Raw genomic sequence first — 18,625 nt, forward strand, 5'->3', positions numbered from 1 at the left:
GTGGTGGCGCGGGCGCGGTCGGGGTGGATCCTGCGTGGTCAGGACACTCCCCGCCGGATCTCCTATCTGGAACTCCTCTTCGACCTCGGCCTCATCGTCGCCCTCACGCGACTGTCCGACCGGCTGACCGGCAACCTCGGCTGGAATCACGCGCTGGAGACGGTCGTCCTGCTCGCCGCGATCTGGTGGGTCTGGACGGTCACCGCGTACACCACCGACTGGTACGACCCCAGCCAGCCGCTGGTCCAGTTGATCGTCCTCGGCGTGCTGTTCGGCGGGCTGCTGATGTCGCTGGCCATCGCCAGCGCCTTCGAGGGGGTCAACGGGATCGCCTTCGCCGGGGCGTACGTCGGCCTGCACCTCTGTCGCGGGTTCATCCTCATCACCGCCCTGCGCGGTCACGCGCTCCGGAAGCGGCCCATGCGGGTGCTCATCTGGTTCTGCCTGACCGGCGTGCTCTGGTTGGTCGGCGCGTTCCTGCCGAGCCCGATCCGGCTGGTGTTCTGGCTGGTGGCCGTCACGGTGGACTACGCGGTCGGCCTCTTCGGTTATCCGCTGCCCCGGCTCGGTCGTTCGAGCGCCGAGGAGCTCCGGGTGGGGGGCGAGCACCTGGCGGAACGCTACCGACAGATGTTCATCGTGACACTGGGCGAGATCATCCTCGTCGGGGTGCGGCAGTACGGCGACCCCCCGTTCCTGTCGTTGCGGACGGCGGGAGTGATCCTGCTCTTCGTCCTGACCGTGACGATGTGGCGGATCTACATCGTCTACGTCGCCGACAATCTCGCCACCGGGATCGACAGAGGCCGAAACCCCGGGCGCATCGCGCTGGTCGCGGCGTACGCGCACCTGGTCATGGTGGCCGGCGTGGTGTTGGTCGCCGCGGGTGGGGACATCGTCGCCAGGGACCCCGTCGGCCACACCACCGTCACCGAGCTGGGCGTCGTGGTCGCCGGTCCTCTGGTGTTCCTCGCCGGCCGCACCGTGTACGCGCTGGTGGTGTTCCGGGCGATGCTGTGGCGGCTGCCTGTCGGTCTGGTCGTGCTGTCCCTGGTGGCGCCGATGGCGCGAGGGCTGCCACCGCTCGCGCTCGCCGCCCTGATGACCGTGGGAATGATGGCGATCGCCTTCATACCGCACCGGGGGCGACCGGTGTACCGCACCCGCTGGCACATCCGCACCCGGTGGTGATCCGGCAGCCCCGGGCGGCCGCCGCTACGGGTGTTCGGTGGCGCAGCAGCCGTCGGCGCAGACCGGGGCCGGTCCGTTGGCGGGGTCGACGGGCAGGGGAGCGCAGTCCTCGCAGTGCTCCCCGCGCCAGGCCTCCACACCTTCCTTGACGGCGACGCCGGCGATGACGAGCGCGGCGACCGGGTCGGCCCACGACCAGCCGACGGCGGCGTTGAGGACCAGACCGACGAGCAGCACCGCGGAGAGGTAGGTGCACAGCATGGTCTGCGTCGAGTCGGCCAGCACCGTCGCCGAGCCGAGTTCCCGACCGGTACGGCGTTTCGCCCGTACGAGCAGCGGCATCACCACCAGCGACGCGAGGGCGATCCCGATCCCGACCGGGCTGGAGTCCGCCTCGCCGCCGGACAGCAGTGAGCGGCCGGCGTCGAGGACCACCCAGGCGGCGAGGGCGAAGAACGACACCCCGATCAGCCGCAGCGCCAGCCGCTCCCGATCCTCCGGCACCCGGGAGCGGAACTGCCAGATCAGCACGGCGGCGCTGGACACCTCGACGAACGAGTCCAGGCCGAAGCCGATCAACGCCGTGGAGGACGCCGCCGCGCCGGCCGCGAGGGCGACCAGGCCCTCCACCAGGTTGTAGCCGGCGGTGGCGTAGGCCAGCCACAGGCTGCGCCGGGACAGCGCGGCCCGACGCTCGGGGGTCAGCACGGACAGGCTCACGCGCGAACCTCCACCGAGGAGTCGACGGGCGCCCCGTGGACCGGGCACAGGGCGACGGCGTCGCCGGTGGCGGCGAGGAGCTGTTCGGCCGAGCGCAGCAGATCCAGCAACTCCGGCCGGGTGAGCGCGTAGAACGACTGCCTACCCTCGACGCGGTAGTCGACCAGCCCGCAGTCGCGAAGACACGCCAGATGCTTCGACACCGTCGACTGCGCCAGTCGCAGCTCGCCGGTCAGGTCCACCACCCGTGCCTCACCGCCCGCGAGTCGTTGCAGGATCGCCAGCCGGGTCGGGTCGCCGAGGGACCGGAACAACGCCGCGGCGGGTGCCAGCCCAGGAGCACAATCAATCGCCACCGTGCGATGATAGCGCCTCTGCCGCATCATTCGCGGCTGACGTCGTCCCTCGACACCCGATCGATCAGCTCTCGCACGACACGCTGGTACGCCGGCTGCGTCTGGTACGGCTGATGCCGTTCGAGCGGCGGCGGCACCGTGTCGGCCGGGTCGATGAGCACGCCGACCGGATCGGGCAGGCGGATGTCCACCCGTCCCGCCGCCGCCCGGCACGGCGGGCCCGCGCCGCGCGGGTCGAAGATGGGCCCACCCACCGGGTCGGTCTCCCGCCACAGGTTCCGCCACCTCCAGCCCAACCGGTCACCCACCTCGCACATCGTCGACTCCCCGAGGTAGGCGGGATACAGGTGGGCGTAGATGCGGCCCAGGGGGGAGCCGTGCGTCAGCAGCGCCACCCGGTCCCGGACCTGCGGTGGCAGCTGCAGGATCATGGCCACCGCCAGGACCGAGCCGTGGCTGTGACCGGAGATGACCACCCTGTTCCGTCCGGCGAGGCCGGACACGCGCCGGGTGAGTTCCGGCACCGCGCGCGCCGCGTAGCAGGGCGGCGCGAACGGGTGCACGGTGCGCGGCCAGAAGTCGCCGAGGTCGAACAGGGCCGCCACGGCCCGCCGCGTGTCGGCCGAGCGGTAGGAGCGGTACGCGAGGAGCAGGAAGCCGATGACCAGCAGGCTGATGATCCAGATTCCACCGTCGGTCACATAGGCGGTGACCAGGTCCCCCTCGGCGCGCTGGGCACCGAGTTCGGCGGTGAACCGACTGGGCCCCAGGCCCAGCACGTCGAGCGTGATCGTGGCCAGGCCCAGCGCGGCGATCAGGAAGAACGCGATGAGCACCGGTCCCAGTTCCTCGGTGACGTGGGACCGGGCGATGGCCTGCCGGACGGCCGCGAGTCGTGGAGCAGCCTGCGGCGGCACGTCGGGGTAGTCGACCGCGACGACCCGCTCGGCGATCCGGCGACGCCGCTGCCGGCTGTGGATGAGCGCGGTGCCGACGGCCGCGGCGAGGATCATCAGGGCGGCGAGCCCCGCGAGCGCGCTCCACCAGTAGGTGATCGCTGGTTCCAGCGGGGGCACGCCGGGCGCGTCCGTTCGGGTCGGGCCGGGAACGGTGCCGCGATCCAGCTGGTCGGCGACCCGGAAGACGAGGGTGGCGGCGAAGGCGCTGGCAACCGTCACGGAGGTCGCCGCGACGACCGGCGTGCCGAGCCCGCGAAGGATCGGCCGTCCCACCCGTCGGGTCATCGAGGAGTCCACGGCCGTCACGCCGGCGATCAGCAGCAGGAGGACCCCCTGCGCCGCGATGAGGCCGGCGATCGCGTTCGCGTACCCCGGTAGCTGCCCGGACACGCCGGAGACGCCGCCGGCGGTCGCGGCGTAGCCGAGGCTCACCGCGGTCGTTCCCGCCGTGGCCACCCGCAGTGGAGCCGACACGCGGCGAGCCAGCGTGCCGGCCACCGGCACCGGAACGCACAACAGCACGACACAGCACAGCAGCAGACCGACCGGCGGGATCAGGAACGGCCAGCCGGTGCCGCCGGCGTGCGGCGTCCCCCAGACCAGGCTCGCGGCGACCGTGCCGGCGCCGACCGCCACGTGGATCTGACGGAGCCAGGCGGGCGTCCGCTCGTCGTCCCAGAATCCCGGCGAGGCCAGATCCTGGGCAATGCCCGGCGAGCCCGTGTGCGGCGGCGGGCCGAAGCCCTCGAAGGCCCGTGCGGAGCCCGCGCCCACCCGCCAGACGACCTGGAGCATGAGCAGTGGGACGAGCGCCAGCAGGGCCAACCGCGGGCCCATGGGCAGGATCGAGAGCCAGGACAGATAGGCGCGGTCGGCCCGGCACCGCTCGTACGGCACGCACTGCCAACCGACGAGGTCCAGGGTGACACCGACGACCGAGAGCACGAACGCCGCCGTGACGGTGCCGGCCAGCACCCGGCAGAGCGCCGACAGGACATCGACGCGGCCCGCCGGCCGGGGGCGGAGCCAGACCGACAGGTTGGCCAGCATGAACGGCAGGAGCAGCAGCATCGAGGCGGTGCGTACGGCCGCCCCCGCCGTGAGGGTGCCCCAGCGGTACGCCTCCACCGCGACGCCGGCCGTGGCGCCCCCGGCGGCGCCGGTCCCCGGACGGGGCCGGTAGAAACCGGCGTGGTGGTCCCCGGCCACCCGTACCGCCATGGGATGGTCGAGCATCCTCTCGGCCGTGCCACCGGACACCCCGTGCACTCTCAACTCGAGGGCGTCCTCGCCTCGATGTTCTGGACCCACGTCGACAGGTTCACAGATGCCGTGCGGCTCCGAAGCCGATAACCCGTACGCGCCGGAGTCGGCTGTCCCTTTCGGGTACGGGGGAGTGCTCATGCGACGCCGGCCGCCGCACCTGTGCGTCCGTACACCTGGGTCCTTCGCGGTGCCAACTGTCCACTTGCCGACCCTCGGGCGGTCGTCGGCCCGATAGCGTTGGCGGTCCGCTGCCGCCCGGAGGTGTCCGAAGCATGGGTCAGACCTCTCCCGATCCCGGTGGTTCGGCCAGCCTCTACCAATACTTCCTCGGTCTGCTGGGCTGGATGGGCCTCGGCCAGCCGCGCTGGGCCCCGTGGCTGTTCGCCACGCTCGTGGTGGCGGGGATGCTGCTCTCGCTGGCGCCGATCCTGCACGCGGCAGCGGCCCTGACCGGCTATGTCAAGGGGTGGCTGGACCGCCGGCGGGCTCCACGGCGGGTCCGGCGTCGGGCGCTGTTCGCGGATCACATCGAGAGTCAGCTGCGCCGGCTGGACGAGAAGGAGGAGTGGCGCGACCACCGCTTCGCCCGGCTGGAGGCCGAGGTGGAGACGGAGGGCGACCAGCACCGCGTCGCACCCCGCTGGCTCTACCGCAGGCGCACCCGCCTCCGGCGGGAGAAGTCGCTCTCCCGGGCCCTGCAACGCAGCGACGAGCGCCTGATCATCCTTCAGGGGGAACCGGGGTCGGGCAAGAGCGTGGCGCTGCGCAACGCGGCCCGCGCGCTGGCGAGCCGCGCCATGAACCGCCCGAGGCTGAACAGCCGGATCCCCCTGTACGTCAATCTGAAGGAGCTGCGCCCCGTCGAGGGCCGGCTGGACACCGAGACGGTCCGGGCGTTCGTGCTCGACCAGCTCAACCGCGCGAACAGCCGCGACGTCGAGCAGTTCCTGTCCGACGAGTTCACCCCGGGCATGCGCGAGGGCACCTGGCTGTTCCTGTTCGACTCCTTCGACGAGATCCCGGAGATCCTCACCGCCACCGAGCTGGACGAGACGGTGGGCCGGTACGCCGACGTCCTCTACGACTTCCTGCACGGCATGAACGTCAGCCCCGGGGTGATCGCGTCTCGCGAGTTCAAGGGGCCACGTCGGTTCGGCTGGCCCCGGTTCACCGTCCAGCGCCTCACCGAGCGGCAGAAGCGGGAGCTGATTCGTAAGGCGGACCTGGAGTCGGCCGCCGAGGCGGAGGTCTACGCGGCTCTGGCCGGCGCCGACCCCATGGTGACCCAGCTGTCCGGCAACCCGATGCTCCTCGGCCTGCTGTGCGAGCACGTCCGGACGACCGGGACGTTCCCCGACTCGTCACACACCGTCTTCGAGACGTTCGTGCACAGCCGACTCGAACGTGACCGGGAGCGGGTCGAGCGACGCTACGGTGTCGCCCCGGGGGAGCTCCGCCAGGTCGCCGAGGAGATCGCGTTCCGGTTGACGGCCGAGGCCGGGATGGGACTGAGCCCGACGCGGGCGGAGGTGACCAGGTTGCTCGGAGGGCTGCGCATCGACGGCCAGCCGATCGGGCCCGCCCGGCTGGCGCGGAATCTCGACGCCCTGGAGTACGTCAAGCTCGCGCAGTCGCCGGAGGGCACGAGCTCAGGTGACCAGCGCCCCTTCACGTTCGCTCACCGGCGGTTCCAGGAGTACTTCGCCACCTGCGTGGTCATCCGGTCCCCTGATCGGGTCCCTCCCGGCACCCTGCTGCTGGACGGGCGGTGGCGGGAGACGGCCGTGGCGATGCTGCAGACCCAGGGTCCCGAGGCGGTGTCGCTGCTGACGGGCGAGGCGGGCAGGATCCTGGCGCACGGGGTCGCGACGGCCGGGACGGCCATCGAGGCCGCGGCCACGTCCACCGCCGCCGCCGAGCCGCCGGCGTTCGAGTGGCCGCCCAACAGCCTGCACCTGCTGGACCTGCTCGGCACCGGTCTCGCCGGTCGACCGGAGGAGATCCCCGATCGGGTACGGGCCACCGTCACCACGCTGCTGCGCGCCGCGTGGGCGTCGCGACGCCGGCACCACCAGCTGTGGGCCGTGCAGGCGACGCTGCTGGCCGAGGGTCCGGCCGCTGAGGCGATCCTCGAAGCGTCCTTCGCGACGAAGAGCGTGCTGCTGCGGGGAGCCGCCTACCGGTACGCCGGGCGACTGCCCGCTCTGTCGCCACGGCTGCGCCGCCACATGAGGTTGGCGCTGATCGACCAGGCGGCCCAGGGGCGCCTGCTGTTCGACTGGCCCACCGTCCGCGCGCAGCTGTTCCGGCTGAACGATCCGGTGCCGCAGCTACGCGCCGCGCACCTGCTCCGGTGGAACCCGATGGTGACCGGGTTCCTGTTCACCCTCATCTTCGTCAGCGGGGCGATCTACCAGGGCTCGGGCGCACGCATGACCTGGGCCACCGGGTGGCTGGCGGCCGTCACGATCTTCGGTGTCTTCTGGGCCGCCGACATGTGGCTGACGATCCTGCGGGCCAGGTCGGAGACAGCGGTCAGCTGGGTCACCGACGCGGCCGTCCACACCGGAGTGCGCCTCCTGGCGACGTTCGTCGGCATCGGAATAGCGCTCGAGGCGCCGTCGGGGGCGACCAGGCCGGCCGAGGGGCACTGGGGCTGGGGCCTGACCTTCCTGGTGGCGTGGTGTTACGCGGTGTTCTGGCCGGCGACGGCGACCGCCACGGTGGCGTGGGGCATGCACGCGCGGTTGCGCCTCTGGCCGTTCCTGCCGCTGGCGTTCGTCCCGGCCGCCGCTCTGGCCGTCGTCCGGTTGGGGTGGCGCCGACAGCTCCGGGCAGCCGCCTGGCTGGTCGTGGTTGTCGCGGTGATGCCCCTGTCGCTCAACGCCCAGCTGTGGCTCACCCGGCACCACCCCCACGTCGCCGCCGTGATGCCCTGGGTTCCGTACACCCTCACCGGCGTCCTGTGCGTGCTGCTCGTCGTGAACTACGTGATGTGTCAACGGGTCGACCATCGACACCTGCGGTCGATCCCCCGGCACAGGGTGCTGGACGCCGCGGCGCTCGCGGAGCTGACCGGGCAGTTGCGGTCCGACGGCGGGCTGCGCCGGCTGGTCGACCTGATCCGGCGCCAGCACGTGGGCTGCACGCGCGACAGCATGGCCGTCGTCGATGAGCTGATCCTCGCCGCGGAGCGGCGCCGGGTACGGGTGGCGTCCCTTCCGTTCCGGCGGAGGCTGCTGGACTCCCTCTGGTGGCAGAGGTGGGAACGACCGTCGGCCGGGAACATCTCCAACAAGACCCTCGACGAGTTGGCCCGGCTGATCGCCGAGCGCGCCGACCTGGCGACCACGGCCGTCGGGCCGAGTCCCACGGTGACCCGGCAGCGCGATCCCGGAACCGAGGTCCCTGAGCCGGCTCGCCCGGCGTGACGCGGTGTTCCGCGCGGGTGGGTTGCGACCGGCGGTGTCGGGCCCGGACGCCCCACCGACTGGCGCGGTTCACCACCACCAGCCGAACCGTGGCGGGCAGCGCAGGATCCGGTCGTCGCCGGGGGCCGGCGTGCCCCGACCATCGCGGTTGCTCGTGACGACCCAGAGGGAGCCGTCCGGCGCGGCCGCCACCGTCCGCAGCCGACCGTAGGTGCCCACGAGCCGCGCCGTGGGTACGCCCGCGCCGCCGGCCGCGTCCAGGGGCACCACCCACAGTCGGGCGCCCCGCAGCGCGGCGACGTAGAGCGTCCTGCCCACGATCGCCGCGCCGCTGGGCGAGGCCTCCGCGGGCCGCCACGTGACGATCGGGTCGCGGAAGCGCGGGTCGTTGGCCACTCCCTCGACGACCGGCCAGCCGTAGTTGCCGCCGGGCACGATGCGGTTGACCTCGTCCCACGTGCTCTGACCGAACTCGGTGGCGTAGAGCCGACCCCGCCAGTCCCAGGCCAGGCCCTGGACGTTGCGATGGCCGAGGCTGTATACCAGCGACCCGGGAACCGGGTTGTTCCAGGGCACGCCACCGTCGGGCCGCATCCGCAGGATCTTCCCGTTGCGGCTCCGCGGGTCCTGCGCCGTGGCCGCCTGGCCGGCGTCGCCGACGCCCGCGTAGAGCATGCCGTCCGGGCCGAAGGCGATGCGCCCGCCGTCGTGCACGGCGGCCCGGGCGAGCCCGGTGAGGATCGGCTGCTGCAGCGACGGCGCCCCGAGCCGGAACCGGACGATCCGGTTGTCGACGTTCGAGGTGAAGTATGCGTACACGTACCGGTCGGTGCGGTAGGTCGGCGAGACGGCGAGCCCGAGCAGCCCGGCTTCGCCCGTGGCGGCGACGCCGGCGATCTGCGCGACCTGCCGCGGCGCCGCCCCTCGGCGGACCTGTAGCACCCGACCGCTGTTCCGCTCGCTGACGAGCGCGCTGCCGTCGGGCAAAAAGGCCAGCCCCCAGGGCGCTTCGAGACCGGTGGCGACGACCTCCGGGCGGGTGAAGTCGAAACCCCACCAGTCGTGTCCGTCAGCGCTTTCGGCCCGCTGCGCGCTCGCCGGGACGGGCACCCCGGCGAGGCCGACGCAGACGGCGAGGGCGATACCAGCGACAACTCCGCGTCTTCTCACGCCACACCCCTGGACCAGGTCGACAGGCGCCGGCGGGTACCGGCTCCGCCCGCCGCGTCGCCGACGGGCGGGTACGCGACCAGCGTCCCTGCCCGACCGTCTCGGCAGCGTCACCGCGACGACGCGGATCTAGACGAGCGGACGCGGCCGTCGCGCGAGTCACCGGGCGGCTGCGGCGCCTGCTCGACGGCCTCCTGGCGCAGTCCGGGGCCTGACCAGGGGGATGGTTTGCCACCGGGACCACCGGGCAGGAGTGCACCATGCCGAAACGCACCACCACGCGCCTCGATGACGCCCTCCCACTGGCCCTGGAGGGCTACGCCTGGCTGCCGAACAGGCTCCGTCAGGCCGACGCGGACGTCCTGCGGACCCGGCTGCTGGGGCAGCGTGCGGTGGCTCTGCACGGCCCGGCAGCCGCCCGCTTCTTCTACGACGAGCGGCACGTCCGTCGGCACGGCGCGATCCCGGGCCCGGTGCAGAGCACCCTGTTCGGCCACGGCGCCGTGCACACCCTCGACGGCACTGCCCACCGGGTCCGCAAGGAGCTGTTAGTGGGGCTGCTCATGAACGGCGGCATCGACGGTCTGGTCGAGCGCAGCGGAGCGGCGTGGCAGGACGCCGCCCGGGACTGGCCGACCCGCGGCCCGGTGGTGCTCTTCGACGAGGTGAGCCGGGTGCTGACCCGGGCGGTCTGCGACTGGACCGGCATCCCGCTGGCGCCGGCCGAGGTGCCGGCGCTCGCCGCCGACCTCGTCGCCATGGTCGACGGCTTCGCCACGGCCGGCCCCCGCCACTGGCGGGCACGGCGGGCCCGGACCCGCCGCGAGAACTGGCTGGCCACGCTGATCGAACAGGTACGTCGGGGGGAAACCACAGCGGCGGCGGGCTCCGCGGTCGCGGCGGTGGCCGAGCACCGGGACGCCGACGGCACACCGCTGGACGCCTGCGCCGCCGCCGTCGAGCTGCTCAACATCATCCGGCCCACGGTGGCGGTGAGCTGGTTCGTGGCGTTCACCGGACACGCCCTGCACCGCTGGCCGGAGCACCGGGACCGGCTCCGTGCGGCCGACCCGGCGTTCACCGAGGCGTACGCGCACGAGGTCCGCCGGTTCTATCCGTTCGCGCCGTTCGTCGGTGGGCGGGCGGTGACCGACCTCGCGTGGGACGGGGTACCCATCCCGTCCGGCGCGATCGTGCTGCTCGACCTGTACGGACAGAACCATGATCCCCGGCTCTGGCCGGAGCCGTACCGCTTCCGGCCGGAGCGGTTCCTGGGCCGGGAGATCGGGCCGTTCGAGCTGGTGCCGCAGGGCGGTGGCGACCCACGGACCGGCCACCGCTGCCCCGGCGAGCTGATCACCGTGGCGCTGCTGCGGGACCTCGCCGTGCGGCTGGCCCGCCTGGACCACACGGTGCCCCCGCAGGACCTGCGCATCCCGCTGCACCGCATCCCCACCCGACCGGTGGATGGTCTGCTGATCAACGTCGGTGCGACGACCTGACGAGTCCACCCGACGAACCGCGCCCGCGCCGCCGCCAGCGGCGCGGGCGCGTCAGCCCGGGGCGGTCAGTCGACGCTGTCGCTGTCGGCCAGGCGCTCGTCCGGCGCCGCGGCGACGGGGTGCCCGGTGTCGTCCACGATGCCCGGCGCCATGCTGCCACCGTGCGCATCCTGTGCCGCCCGGGTCCGCCTCGCCGGCTCGTCCTGCGGAATCGCGTCACTGCCGCCGTCGCGTTGCTGCTCCGGGTTGCTCATCCTGTGCGTCCCTTCCTCGGTCCTGCCCAGCGGCGGTACCCTCGCGAGCGGCACGGAAACGGGTCGCTGGGAACGCACAGCGGCATGCGGTCGCGGTCAGTCGGTGTCGGGCGCGTGTCCGGACGACTCGGTGTGCGCCCGTTCCCCGTCCTGGTCGAACATGGTGAGGATCTCGACCGGGCCGTCCAGGGCCCCGATGGAGTGCGGGATCATGGTGGAGAACTCGGCCGCCTCGCCCGCGTCGACGGTCATCTGCCGTCCGCCGAGGTGCAGCACGACGGTGCCGCTGAGCACGGTGAACCATTCCCATCCCGGATGAACGGCCAGGTGCCCGGGGCCGGTGCGCCGGTCGGGAGTGATCCGCATCTTGGCCACCAGCCGGCCGCCGTGCTGCGCCGCGTCACGCGACAGCACCCACGTGGTCAGGCCGGGCTCCTGGTGCTGCAACGGACGAATGATCACGTCGGCGTCGTCGACGGGCTCCACGAGATGATCGATCGTCGTGCCCAGCTCCCGGGCGAGCGCGACGAGCTGGTCGAGGTCGATGCGCCGGTGGCCGGTCTCGATCCGGCTCAGTGTCGATGGGCTGATGTGGCAGCGAGCGGCGAGAGAGTCGAGGCTCCACCCGCGGGCCTGCCGCAGTCCACGGATGCGTTGCCGAACAACCTCTGACAGATCGACGTGTGCCACGGGTGCCATGCTACGACCTCTTGCGAAAACAGCAAGGACCATTGCGGAAATCGCAGCACCGCTTACCGTTGAGGCGACCAACGAGAAGACGCCAGGAGGCGAGCGATGAGCAGGCCGCACGACGAGCATGGGTCGCCACACGCGGATCACCCCCCGTTCGGCCCGCAGTGGTGGGAGCGGCACTACCAGGAGTACGCGGCGCGGCACGGCTCGCCGAGCCCTCAGCTGGTGGCCGAGGTGACCGGCCTTCCCGCCGGGTCGGCGCTGGACGCCGGCTGCGGGCATGGAGCCGACGCGCTCTGGCTCGCCCGGCAGGGCTGGCAGGTGACGGCGGTCGACGTGTCTCCGACGGCCGTCAGCGACGCCAGGGACTTCGTCGGACACGAGGAACCCGACCTCGCGTCACACATCGCCTGGGTCGTGGCCGACCTGACGACGTGGCAACCGCCGCAGCAGTACGACCTGGTCGTGAGCCAGTACGTCCATCCCGCCATGCCCTTCGACGAGTTCGTGGCCCGACTGGCCCAGGCTGTCGCCCCCGACGGCACGCTGCTCGTCGTCGGGCACGACCATGCCGACGAACACTCCGCGGCCCACGCCCCCGACAAGGCCTCGATCGACCTCGACGCCGTCACCGGTTCCCTGGCCGCGGAGCTGTGGGTCGTCGACGTGGCGGCGACCCGGACCCGGCAGATCGAGCACGGCCCGACTCGGAGGAGCATTCACGACCTGGTCGTCAGGGCCCACCGCAAGCCGGACGGCAACGGGGCGCGAGCCTGAAGCTGCGACGGGCTCACCGGCACCCGCCCCGTCCGCGCCATCCCGCTTCCGAAGGTCGGCCCTCCCTGCCGACGACGTGCCCGTCATCGATTTGTCGAGGTCACGCTGGAGCCGCTACGGTGCCGGAGCGAGGAAGAACGACCATTCTTCCTCTGCTGCTGAGCAGGGCATTCGTGCACCTGGACGCCCGAGGGAGGTAGCCATGGACGGAACGGCCGATCGGATGGCGGCGGCCTATTTCGCCGCCATCGAGTTCCTCTGCGAGGTGACCCCGAAGGGCTGGTACGCCGAGCGGGGCACCGCCCGCGCAGCGGTGACGCGGGCCAGCGTCGCGACGCTCAACGCGGCCTACGACACGACGCTGGAACCGGATCTCGGGTCGCTCGACGAGATGGCGACCGAGGTCGGCAGACAGGCCCCGCACTGGTCGATCATGGTGCGTGGCGAGGTGGGCGGCGAGGTCGCCGCCCTCGCGGCCCGGCACGGGCTGCGCGAACGCAGCGATCTGCCACTGCTGGCCTGCGCTGCCAGCGACATCGTGTTCGGGGCCGGCGCGGCGCAGCGGAAGCGGGTACGCCAGGTCGGCGCGGCGGAGAGCGACCTCTACACCCACACCCTCACCGCGAGCTTCGAGGCTCCCGAGGGCGCCTTCGGCTCACTGATGGGCGGTGGTGTGCTCGACGCCGACCCCGTCACGGGCTATCTGGTCGAGGAGTCCGGCCGGCCCGCCGGCACCGGGCTCGGGCTCCGGACCCCCGGCGTCGTCGGCGTTTTCAACATCGCCGTCGTGCCGTCCGCACGGGGCCGCGGCCTGGGCCGGGCGATCACCGAGACCGTGCTGCTCGATGGCGTCGCGGCCGGCGCGGACGCCGCCTACCTGCACTCCAGCGCGGTGGGCCGACCGCTGTACGAGTCGATGGGTTTCCGTCTCCTGGAGACGTGGACGGTGTTCCACGCACGCTGACGGCCACGACCGTCAGTCCACGACGAGAGACGTCGGCTGGCGCACCTGACCGCGCCATGACACCCCGGTGGGAGAGAACCCATGACCTTCAGTGAGAACGTACGCTCGGCCTTCCGGCGCGGTGAGACCGACGCCGTGGCGCGCATGAGCGAAGCCGAGATCGAGCGGGCCCGGGCGGCCGGCGACCCGGCGGGCGAGGTGGAGGCCCGGTACAGCCTGGCCCGGGTCGCCATCCGCGGCGGCGACCTGCCCGGCGGGGAGGCGCGGGCCCGGGAGGCTCTCGAGGTCGCGCTGCGTTCCGGCCGGCGGAGCCTCGAGGAGCGGCCGAGGCACGTGCTGGCCGCCGTGGCCCGGATGTCCGGGGAACTGCTCCGTGCAAGGGTCCTGTACCGGGAGAGCATCGCCCTCAACGAGGCGCTCGACCAGCCCAAGATGGTCAACTCCGAGTATCACAACCTCGCGTTCTGCGAACTGGGTCTGGGCAATCTCGACGTGGCGAGGCAGCTGTTCGCCGAGGGGCGTGAGCGGGTGTTCCGTCATGGCTGGGCCGACTTCGTGCCGTACGTCTGCGTGGCGGACGCCGCGCTCGCCTCGCTCGAAGGTGATCACACGCGTGCGGCGCGGATGATCGGTGTCGCCGATGCCGCGTTCGCGTCGCTCGGCCAGGTACCGGACCCGGACGACGGGGCCGACCTCGCCAGGGCACGCGCCGCCGCGACCGGGGAGCTCGGCCCGGCCGCCTTCGCCGAGGAGTACGCACGCGGTCAGCTCCTCGACCCGCACGCGGCCTTCGACGCCGTCCCGGATGGCTCCTGAGCCCAGACCTCCCCGACGGGGCGGTCCTCCGATGTGGCGGGTCACGAGTACATCAGGTGCAGCGTCATCCCGGCGTCGGCGTGCGGCAGGTTGTGGCAGTGGTTGGCCCACGTTCCGGGATTGTCGGCCCGGAACGCCACCTCCCAGACGTCACCGGGGCGTACGTCGAACGAGTCCAGCCACAGCGGGCTCCCGGTCGCCGGCCTTCCGTCGCGGGACAGCACCAGGACGTGATGCCCGTGCAGGTGCCACGGGTGCACGGCCGTCGACCGGTTCACGATGGTGAAACGGACGATGTCGCCGAGGCGTACGACCTGGGGCGGGATGTCCGGCGCGGCCGCGCCGTTGACGGTGTGGGCGTACCGCGGCAGCAGCCCGGACAGGTCGAGGCCGCGGTCGAGGACGAGGGTGAACTCTTTGTCGTACCGGGACCACCGCACCGGGGCGGCGACGCCGTAGGTGAGCGGGTCCAGCACCGGCCACGTGCCGGTCGCCGCCGTCACCGGCCCGGTCGAGTAGACAGCCCGTCCGTCGACGAACAGCGCCACCGGCGTGGCGGGACCGGTGAACACCAGGTCGTAGCGTCCGCCGGCCGGGATCAGCACGGCGGTGTCCACCAGTGAGGTCGAGCCCCGCAGGTCGGATCCGTCGATCGCGGCGACCCGGAACGGGGTCCCCGCGAGGGCGTACCGGTGCGTGGTGCTGTCGGTGTTGATCAGCCGCAGCCGCACGGGCACCCCCGCCTCGACCGGCTCCGTCCTCGGTGCGGGCAGCGGAAGGCCGGCCAGCGTGTGGACCGGCACCGTGACGTCCACGCCGGTCACGGGCGCCGGGCGTACCACCAGGACGCCGTAGAGCCCCATCCGCACGCCGACGTCGGACACCGCGTGCGTGTGGTACCAGTACGTCCCGACCTGATCGGCGCGGAACCGGTAGACGAACTCCTGTCCGGGCAGCACCGCCGCCTGCGTGACGCCGGGCACCCCGTCCTGACCGTTCGGCACGTCGTACCCGTGCCAGTGCAGCGTGACGCCTCGGGCGATGTCCCGGTTGCGCAGCGTCACCTCCAGGACGTCGCCGACCGTGGCGGTCAGCTCCGGCCCGGGAACCTGCCCGTTGAACGCCCACGCCGCGACGTCACGGCCGCTCACGCGCACCGTGGCGGTGCCGGCCGTCAGGGTGACCCGCCCGGTCGGTTCGCCCACGGTCCGCGCGTCCCGATATTCGTGATCATGGGGTACGCCGGGAGCGGCGTTCGGAGCGACGGTGAGCCCGGTTCCGGTCACCAGCGCCGCGACCGCCACGACGAGGGCCGCCCGGGACACCGTCCGGGTGGGGCGCCTTCCGAGGACGCGCCATGACATGGCGGTCGCCGCGACGGTCCCGGCGACCGCGAGCAGCCCGGCGCCCGCCGACACCGGGTAGCCGTGCAGGACCGTCACGAGCAGGCCGCCGCCCACGGCGTACCCGGCGAAGAGGAGCGGGACCGCGGCGGACCGGATGTCGCCCGGGGCCCGCAGCAGCCGCGGCCCGGCGACGGCCACCGCCGCGAGGGACAGCGGGGCGGCGACGAGGACCTTCTCCGCCGCGAACCACCAGCCGGCGCGGGCGAGCGCGGCGATCGTGATCGCGCGGGCGAGCGTGGCGAGCAGCGCGAAGGCGGCCAGCCCCAGCGCCAGCGGCCGGCGCCGGGCGGCCGACGCGGCGCCGCCGCCCAGCCACCCGGCGGCCGCGAGGACCGCGAGAACGAGATCGGCCGCGAGCAGGGAGCCGGTCGTCATGCCGGCTCACCCGCCCGGACGGGCACGGGGGTGGCGCCGGCCGGCGCCGGGCGGGACAGCTTTCGCGCGGCCTGGGCCACACCGACCGCGACGTGCACCGCGACGATGCCGATGATCGCGTGCAGTCCCGCGATGGTGAGGCCGAACGGCGTGCTGGCGCCCGCGGCATCGGTGGACCCGTTCGCGAGCATCGCGATGAGCGCCTGCACGACGACCAGGCCGATCGGCAGGATCGCCAGTCCGACGAGCCGGCCCGGCGCCCTCGCCAACGCCGCGAACAGGGTGGTGAGCAGGGTGAGAACGGGGATGACCGCCATGCCGTTGACGCTGTGCAGGGCGTACGCGCCGTCGCCCGCGGGTTTCGTGAACGCGCCCACGGCGGCGAAGACGAACTGCAGGACGAACGAGACGAGCAACAGGGTGCTGACGATGACGAATGCCTTGCGCATGGTGACCTCCTAGAGATGAGCCGGGGTCAGCGCCCGGGCGACGTGGTCGGTGGCCGTGATCGCGCCGTACGCGACCAGCCGCACGAGGTCGGCGTCGGCCGGGTGGGAGAGCCGCCAGAGAGCGACGTCGCCCGAGCGGATCGCGTTGGGCGCGAACGCCGCGAGAAGCGCGATCCGGGTTCCGACGCGGTCCGTGCCCGGCAGGTCCCGGATCAGGTCGGCGGCCCACTCCGCGGGCCGGTCCGGGTACCGCCCGTCCTCCCAGCGCACGGTCGCCGTGACGGTCTGGCGGGCCACGTCGCCCAGCAGGTCTCCGCCTCGCGTGGCCGCGTTGCGCAACGCCGCGTACGCGACGCCGACCGGGCTGTCGCCGGCCCAGGCCGGCGGCGCCGTGCCGTCGACGTCGAGAAGCGCGAGACTGCGTCCCGGCTTCCTCGGCTCCCGGGCGACCCGCGCGTGGAGGCGACCCCCGGCCGACCGCACCACGCGCGAGCGCTGCAGGCCGCCGGGCAGCAAATCCGGGTCGAGCAGCGCCGAGACGACCCGGTTGATGAAGTGGAAGGCGAGCAGGGTGCCCGTGACCTCCGGGCGGTACGGGCTGCTCCAGCCGGCGGCCTTAGGGCTGCGACTGGCCTCGGCCCAGCCGACCAGTTCGGCGTGTCTCGGCTCCGGTGGCGTGCCGCCCCGGGCGATGGCCTCAGCCAGCTCGTGCTCGCTCAGCGCGTGCAGCAGCATCACGTGGGCGTCGACGCAGAACCGGCAGCGGTTGGCCCGGGACACCGCCGAGGCGACGACCTCACGGTCCACCCGGGACGCGTCCCCGGCGAGCAGGGCCTCGCGCATCAGCGCCCAGGTCGGTGCGAGCACCTCCGGCACGGCCGAGACCGCCTGGAAGGTGGGCGCCGGCCCGAGGAACTCGTCCCTCAGCTGCTGGTAGACCTCAGCGGTGCGGCCGGTCGCCGCCTTCGCGGAGGCGGGGGTGAAGAAGCGGTATGTCATGGGCTCGATGCTCGTCCCGGCGGCCCGGGAAAGCGTCATGCCGCCGCAGGCACTTGCCCCACCGGCGATACCGCGCCCGTGGTACGCCTCATCTACCGCGCGCGGGGGACGCTTCCGGAACGACCGCCGTTCTACAGTTCGACCATGCGCCGCGACCTGCCGTACGCCCTCAGCGGACTCGCCCTCGGCGTCCTCCTGCTCGGCAACGCCGCGCTCGCGCCGGACGCCGCACCGCTCCGGGCGATCGACGTCGCGCTGGTCCTCGCCATGGCGGCGGCCCTGGCCGTGTGCCGGCGGTACCCGGTGGTGGCGTTGGGCGTGGTGACCGCCACCATGCTCGCCCTCCACATTCGGGTCCACGCCGGGGTGTCCGCGGCGTTCGCCGTCCTCGGCGTGGTCTACATCGCCGCCTGGCGCGGGCACCGATCGGTCGCCGCGCTGGCCAGCGTGGTCTTCCTCGGCGGCTTCCTGGCCCGCGACATCTCGGTCGCGCCCACCGGGCGGCCCGGCCAGCAGATCGTCGAGCGCAGCGCCCTGCTGCTGGGCTGGTTCCTGGCGGCCAACGTCGCCGGGCTCGTCGCCCGGCAGCGTCGGGCGTACCTGGAACAGGTCGAGCAGCGGGCGGTCCAGGCCGAACGCACCCGGGAGGAGATGGCGTTGCGTCGCGCCGGGGAGGAACGCCTGCGCATCGCCCGGGACCTGCACGACTCGCTGACCCACAGCATCTCCGTGATCAAGGTGCAGGCGGGCATCGCCGTGCACCTCGCCCGCAAACAGGGGGAGGAACCGTCCGCCACGCTGCTGGCGATCCAGGAGGCCAGCAGCGCGGCCATGCGGGAACTGCGGGCGACCCTGGACGTCCTGCGCTCACCCGCCGATGGGGACGCCGTCGGGCTGGCCCGGGTGGGTGAGCTCGCCGAGCGCACCCGGACGGCTGGCGTACCGGTGCAGGTGACCGTCACCGGTCAGCCCCGCGAGCTGCCCGCCGAGGTCGACCAGGCGGGGTACCGGGTCGTCCAGGAGGCCCTGACCAACGTCGCCCGCCACGCCGGCCCCGCCACCGCGCAGATCCACGTCGAGTACGCCCCGGCCCAGCTGACCGTCTCGGTGACCGACGACGGTCAGGCGTCGTCGGCCCGGCCGGTGACGCCGGGCGTGGGCCTGCGCGGCATGCGGGAACGGGTCACCGGACTGGGCGGCGCGCTGGACACCGCCGCACGCGACGGTGGCGGGTTCGCCGTACGGGCCAGGTTCCCACTGGACGAACCGGCATGAGCGAGCGCTCGCGCGAGGTCCG

16 protein-coding genes are annotated in these 18,625 nt (G+C 73.0%); 7 read left to right on the forward strand and 9 right to left on the reverse strand.

Annotation, left to right across the window (positions count from 1 at the left end; translation table 11 throughout):
* The coding region (locus DKT68_RS29255) for a low temperature requirement protein A (RefSeq protein ID WP_161556711.1) at positions 1-1,191 on the forward strand (1,191 nt) is incomplete at its 5' end.
* Between the two features lie 24 nt (positions 1,192-1,215).
* Here the strand turns inward: DKT68_RS29255 and DKT68_RS29260 are convergent.
* The 3 genes from DKT68_RS29260 to DKT68_RS29270 are packed head-to-tail and all read right to left on the reverse strand — an operon-like array spanning position 1,216 to position 4,486.
* Positions 1,216-1,911, reverse strand: coding sequence for a cation diffusion facilitator family transporter (locus tag DKT68_RS29260; protein WP_109820602.1), 696 nt, complete (start codon positions 1,909-1,911; stop codon positions 1,216-1,218).
* Positions 1,908-2,267 carry an ArsR/SmtB family transcription factor gene (locus tag DKT68_RS29265; RefSeq protein WP_109820603.1) on the reverse strand — a complete coding sequence of 120 codons (360 nt, stop codon included), beginning with the start codon at positions 2,265-2,267 and terminating at the stop codon, positions 1,908-1,910. The genes DKT68_RS29260 and DKT68_RS29265 overlap by 4 nt, the downstream gene beginning before the upstream one ends.
* A gap of 26 nt (positions 2,268-2,293) precedes the next feature.
* Positions 2,294-4,486 (reverse strand): hypothetical protein, encoded by a 2,193-nt coding sequence (locus DKT68_RS29270; protein WP_236647126.1) that lies wholly within the window; start codon positions 4,484-4,486, stop codon positions 2,294-2,296.
* 278 nt (positions 4,487-4,764) lie between these two features.
* Between DKT68_RS29270 and DKT68_RS29275 the strand changes: the two genes are divergently transcribed.
* A complete protein-coding gene (locus tag DKT68_RS29275) occupies positions 4,765-7,923 on the forward strand; it encodes an NACHT domain-containing protein (protein ID WP_109820605.1) in 3,159 nt (1,052 codons plus the stop codon).
* Positions 7,924-7,992: 69 nt separating this feature from the next.
* Here DKT68_RS29275 and DKT68_RS29280 read toward each other — a convergent pair whose 3' ends face one another.
* Complete coding sequence (locus tag DKT68_RS29280) at positions 7,993-9,093, reverse strand: PQQ-dependent sugar dehydrogenase (protein WP_109820606.1); 1,101 nt, start codon at positions 9,091-9,093, stop codon at positions 7,993-7,995.
* Between the two features lie 260 nt (positions 9,094-9,353).
* On the opposite strand from DKT68_RS29280, the gene DKT68_RS29285 reads away from it, so the two are divergent.
* Entirely contained in the window at positions 9,354-10,595 is a 1,242-nt protein-coding gene (locus DKT68_RS29285) for a cytochrome P450 (RefSeq protein ID WP_109820607.1), read from the forward strand.
* 65 nt (positions 10,596-10,660) lie between these two features.
* Here DKT68_RS29285 and DKT68_RS29290 read toward each other — a convergent pair whose 3' ends face one another.
* Positions 10,661-10,849 (reverse strand): hypothetical protein, encoded by a 189-nt coding sequence (locus DKT68_RS29290; protein WP_109820608.1) that lies wholly within the window; start codon positions 10,847-10,849, stop codon positions 10,661-10,663.
* A gap of 96 nt (positions 10,850-10,945) precedes the next feature.
* Positions 10,946-11,539: a helix-turn-helix domain-containing protein gene (locus DKT68_RS29295; protein WP_236647127.1), complete on the reverse strand. Its 594-nt coding sequence runs from the start codon at positions 11,537-11,539 to the stop codon at positions 10,946-10,948.
* 105 nt (positions 11,540-11,644) lie between these two features.
* Between DKT68_RS29295 and DKT68_RS29300 the strand changes: the two genes are divergently transcribed.
* The 3 genes from DKT68_RS29300 to DKT68_RS29310 all read left to right on the forward strand — a co-directional run bounded on the left by DKT68_RS29300 (position 11,645) and on the right by DKT68_RS29310 (position 14,099).
* Positions 11,645-12,319, forward strand: a complete 675-nt coding sequence (locus DKT68_RS29300; RefSeq protein WP_109820610.1) for a class I SAM-dependent methyltransferase — start codon at positions 11,645-11,647, stop codon at positions 12,317-12,319.
* A 202-nt stretch (positions 12,320-12,521) separates the two neighbouring features.
* The gene (locus DKT68_RS29305) at positions 12,522-13,283 is read left to right on the forward strand and encodes a GNAT family N-acetyltransferase (RefSeq protein ID WP_109820611.1); all 762 of its coding nucleotides are present in this window, start codon (positions 12,522-12,524) and stop codon (positions 13,281-13,283) included.
* Between the two features lie 81 nt (positions 13,284-13,364).
* A complete protein-coding gene (locus DKT68_RS29310; RefSeq protein WP_109820612.1) occupies positions 13,365-14,099 on the forward strand; it encodes a hypothetical protein in 735 nt (244 codons plus the stop codon).
* A 41-nt stretch (positions 14,100-14,140) separates the two neighbouring features.
* Here the strand turns inward: DKT68_RS29310 and DKT68_RS29315 are convergent, their stop codons facing one another.
* Genes DKT68_RS29315 through DKT68_RS29325 form a run of 3 tightly spaced genes read right to left on the reverse strand, consistent with a single transcriptional unit; the run spans position 14,141 to position 17,328 of the window.
* A complete protein-coding gene (locus DKT68_RS29315; RefSeq protein WP_109820613.1) occupies positions 14,141-15,880 on the reverse strand; it encodes a multicopper oxidase family protein in 1,740 nt (579 codons plus the stop codon).
* Complete coding sequence (locus DKT68_RS29320) at positions 15,877-16,329, reverse strand: DUF6220 domain-containing protein (RefSeq protein ID WP_109820614.1); 453 nt, start codon at positions 16,327-16,329, stop codon at positions 15,877-15,879. Before DKT68_RS29320 ends, DKT68_RS29315 begins: the two co-directional genes overlap by 4 nt.
* A 9-nt stretch (positions 16,330-16,338) precedes the next feature.
* Positions 16,339-17,328 (reverse strand): carboxymuconolactone decarboxylase family protein, encoded by a 990-nt coding sequence (locus DKT68_RS29325; RefSeq protein ID WP_109820615.1) that lies wholly within the window; start codon positions 17,326-17,328, stop codon positions 16,339-16,341.
* A gap of 144 nt (positions 17,329-17,472) precedes the next feature.
* On the opposite strand from DKT68_RS29325, the gene DKT68_RS29330 reads away from it, so the two are divergent.
* Positions 17,473-18,603, forward strand: a complete 1,131-nt coding sequence (locus DKT68_RS29330; protein ID WP_109820646.1) for a sensor histidine kinase — start codon at positions 17,473-17,475, stop codon at positions 18,601-18,603.
* The last annotated feature ends 22 nt before the right edge of the window (positions 18,604-18,625 follow it).

The sequence above is a fragment of the Micromonospora acroterricola genome, assembly GCF_003172955.1.
In the GTDB taxonomy this organism is placed as follows: domain Bacteria; phylum Actinomycetota; class Actinomycetes; order Mycobacteriales; family Micromonosporaceae; genus Micromonospora; species Micromonospora acroterricola.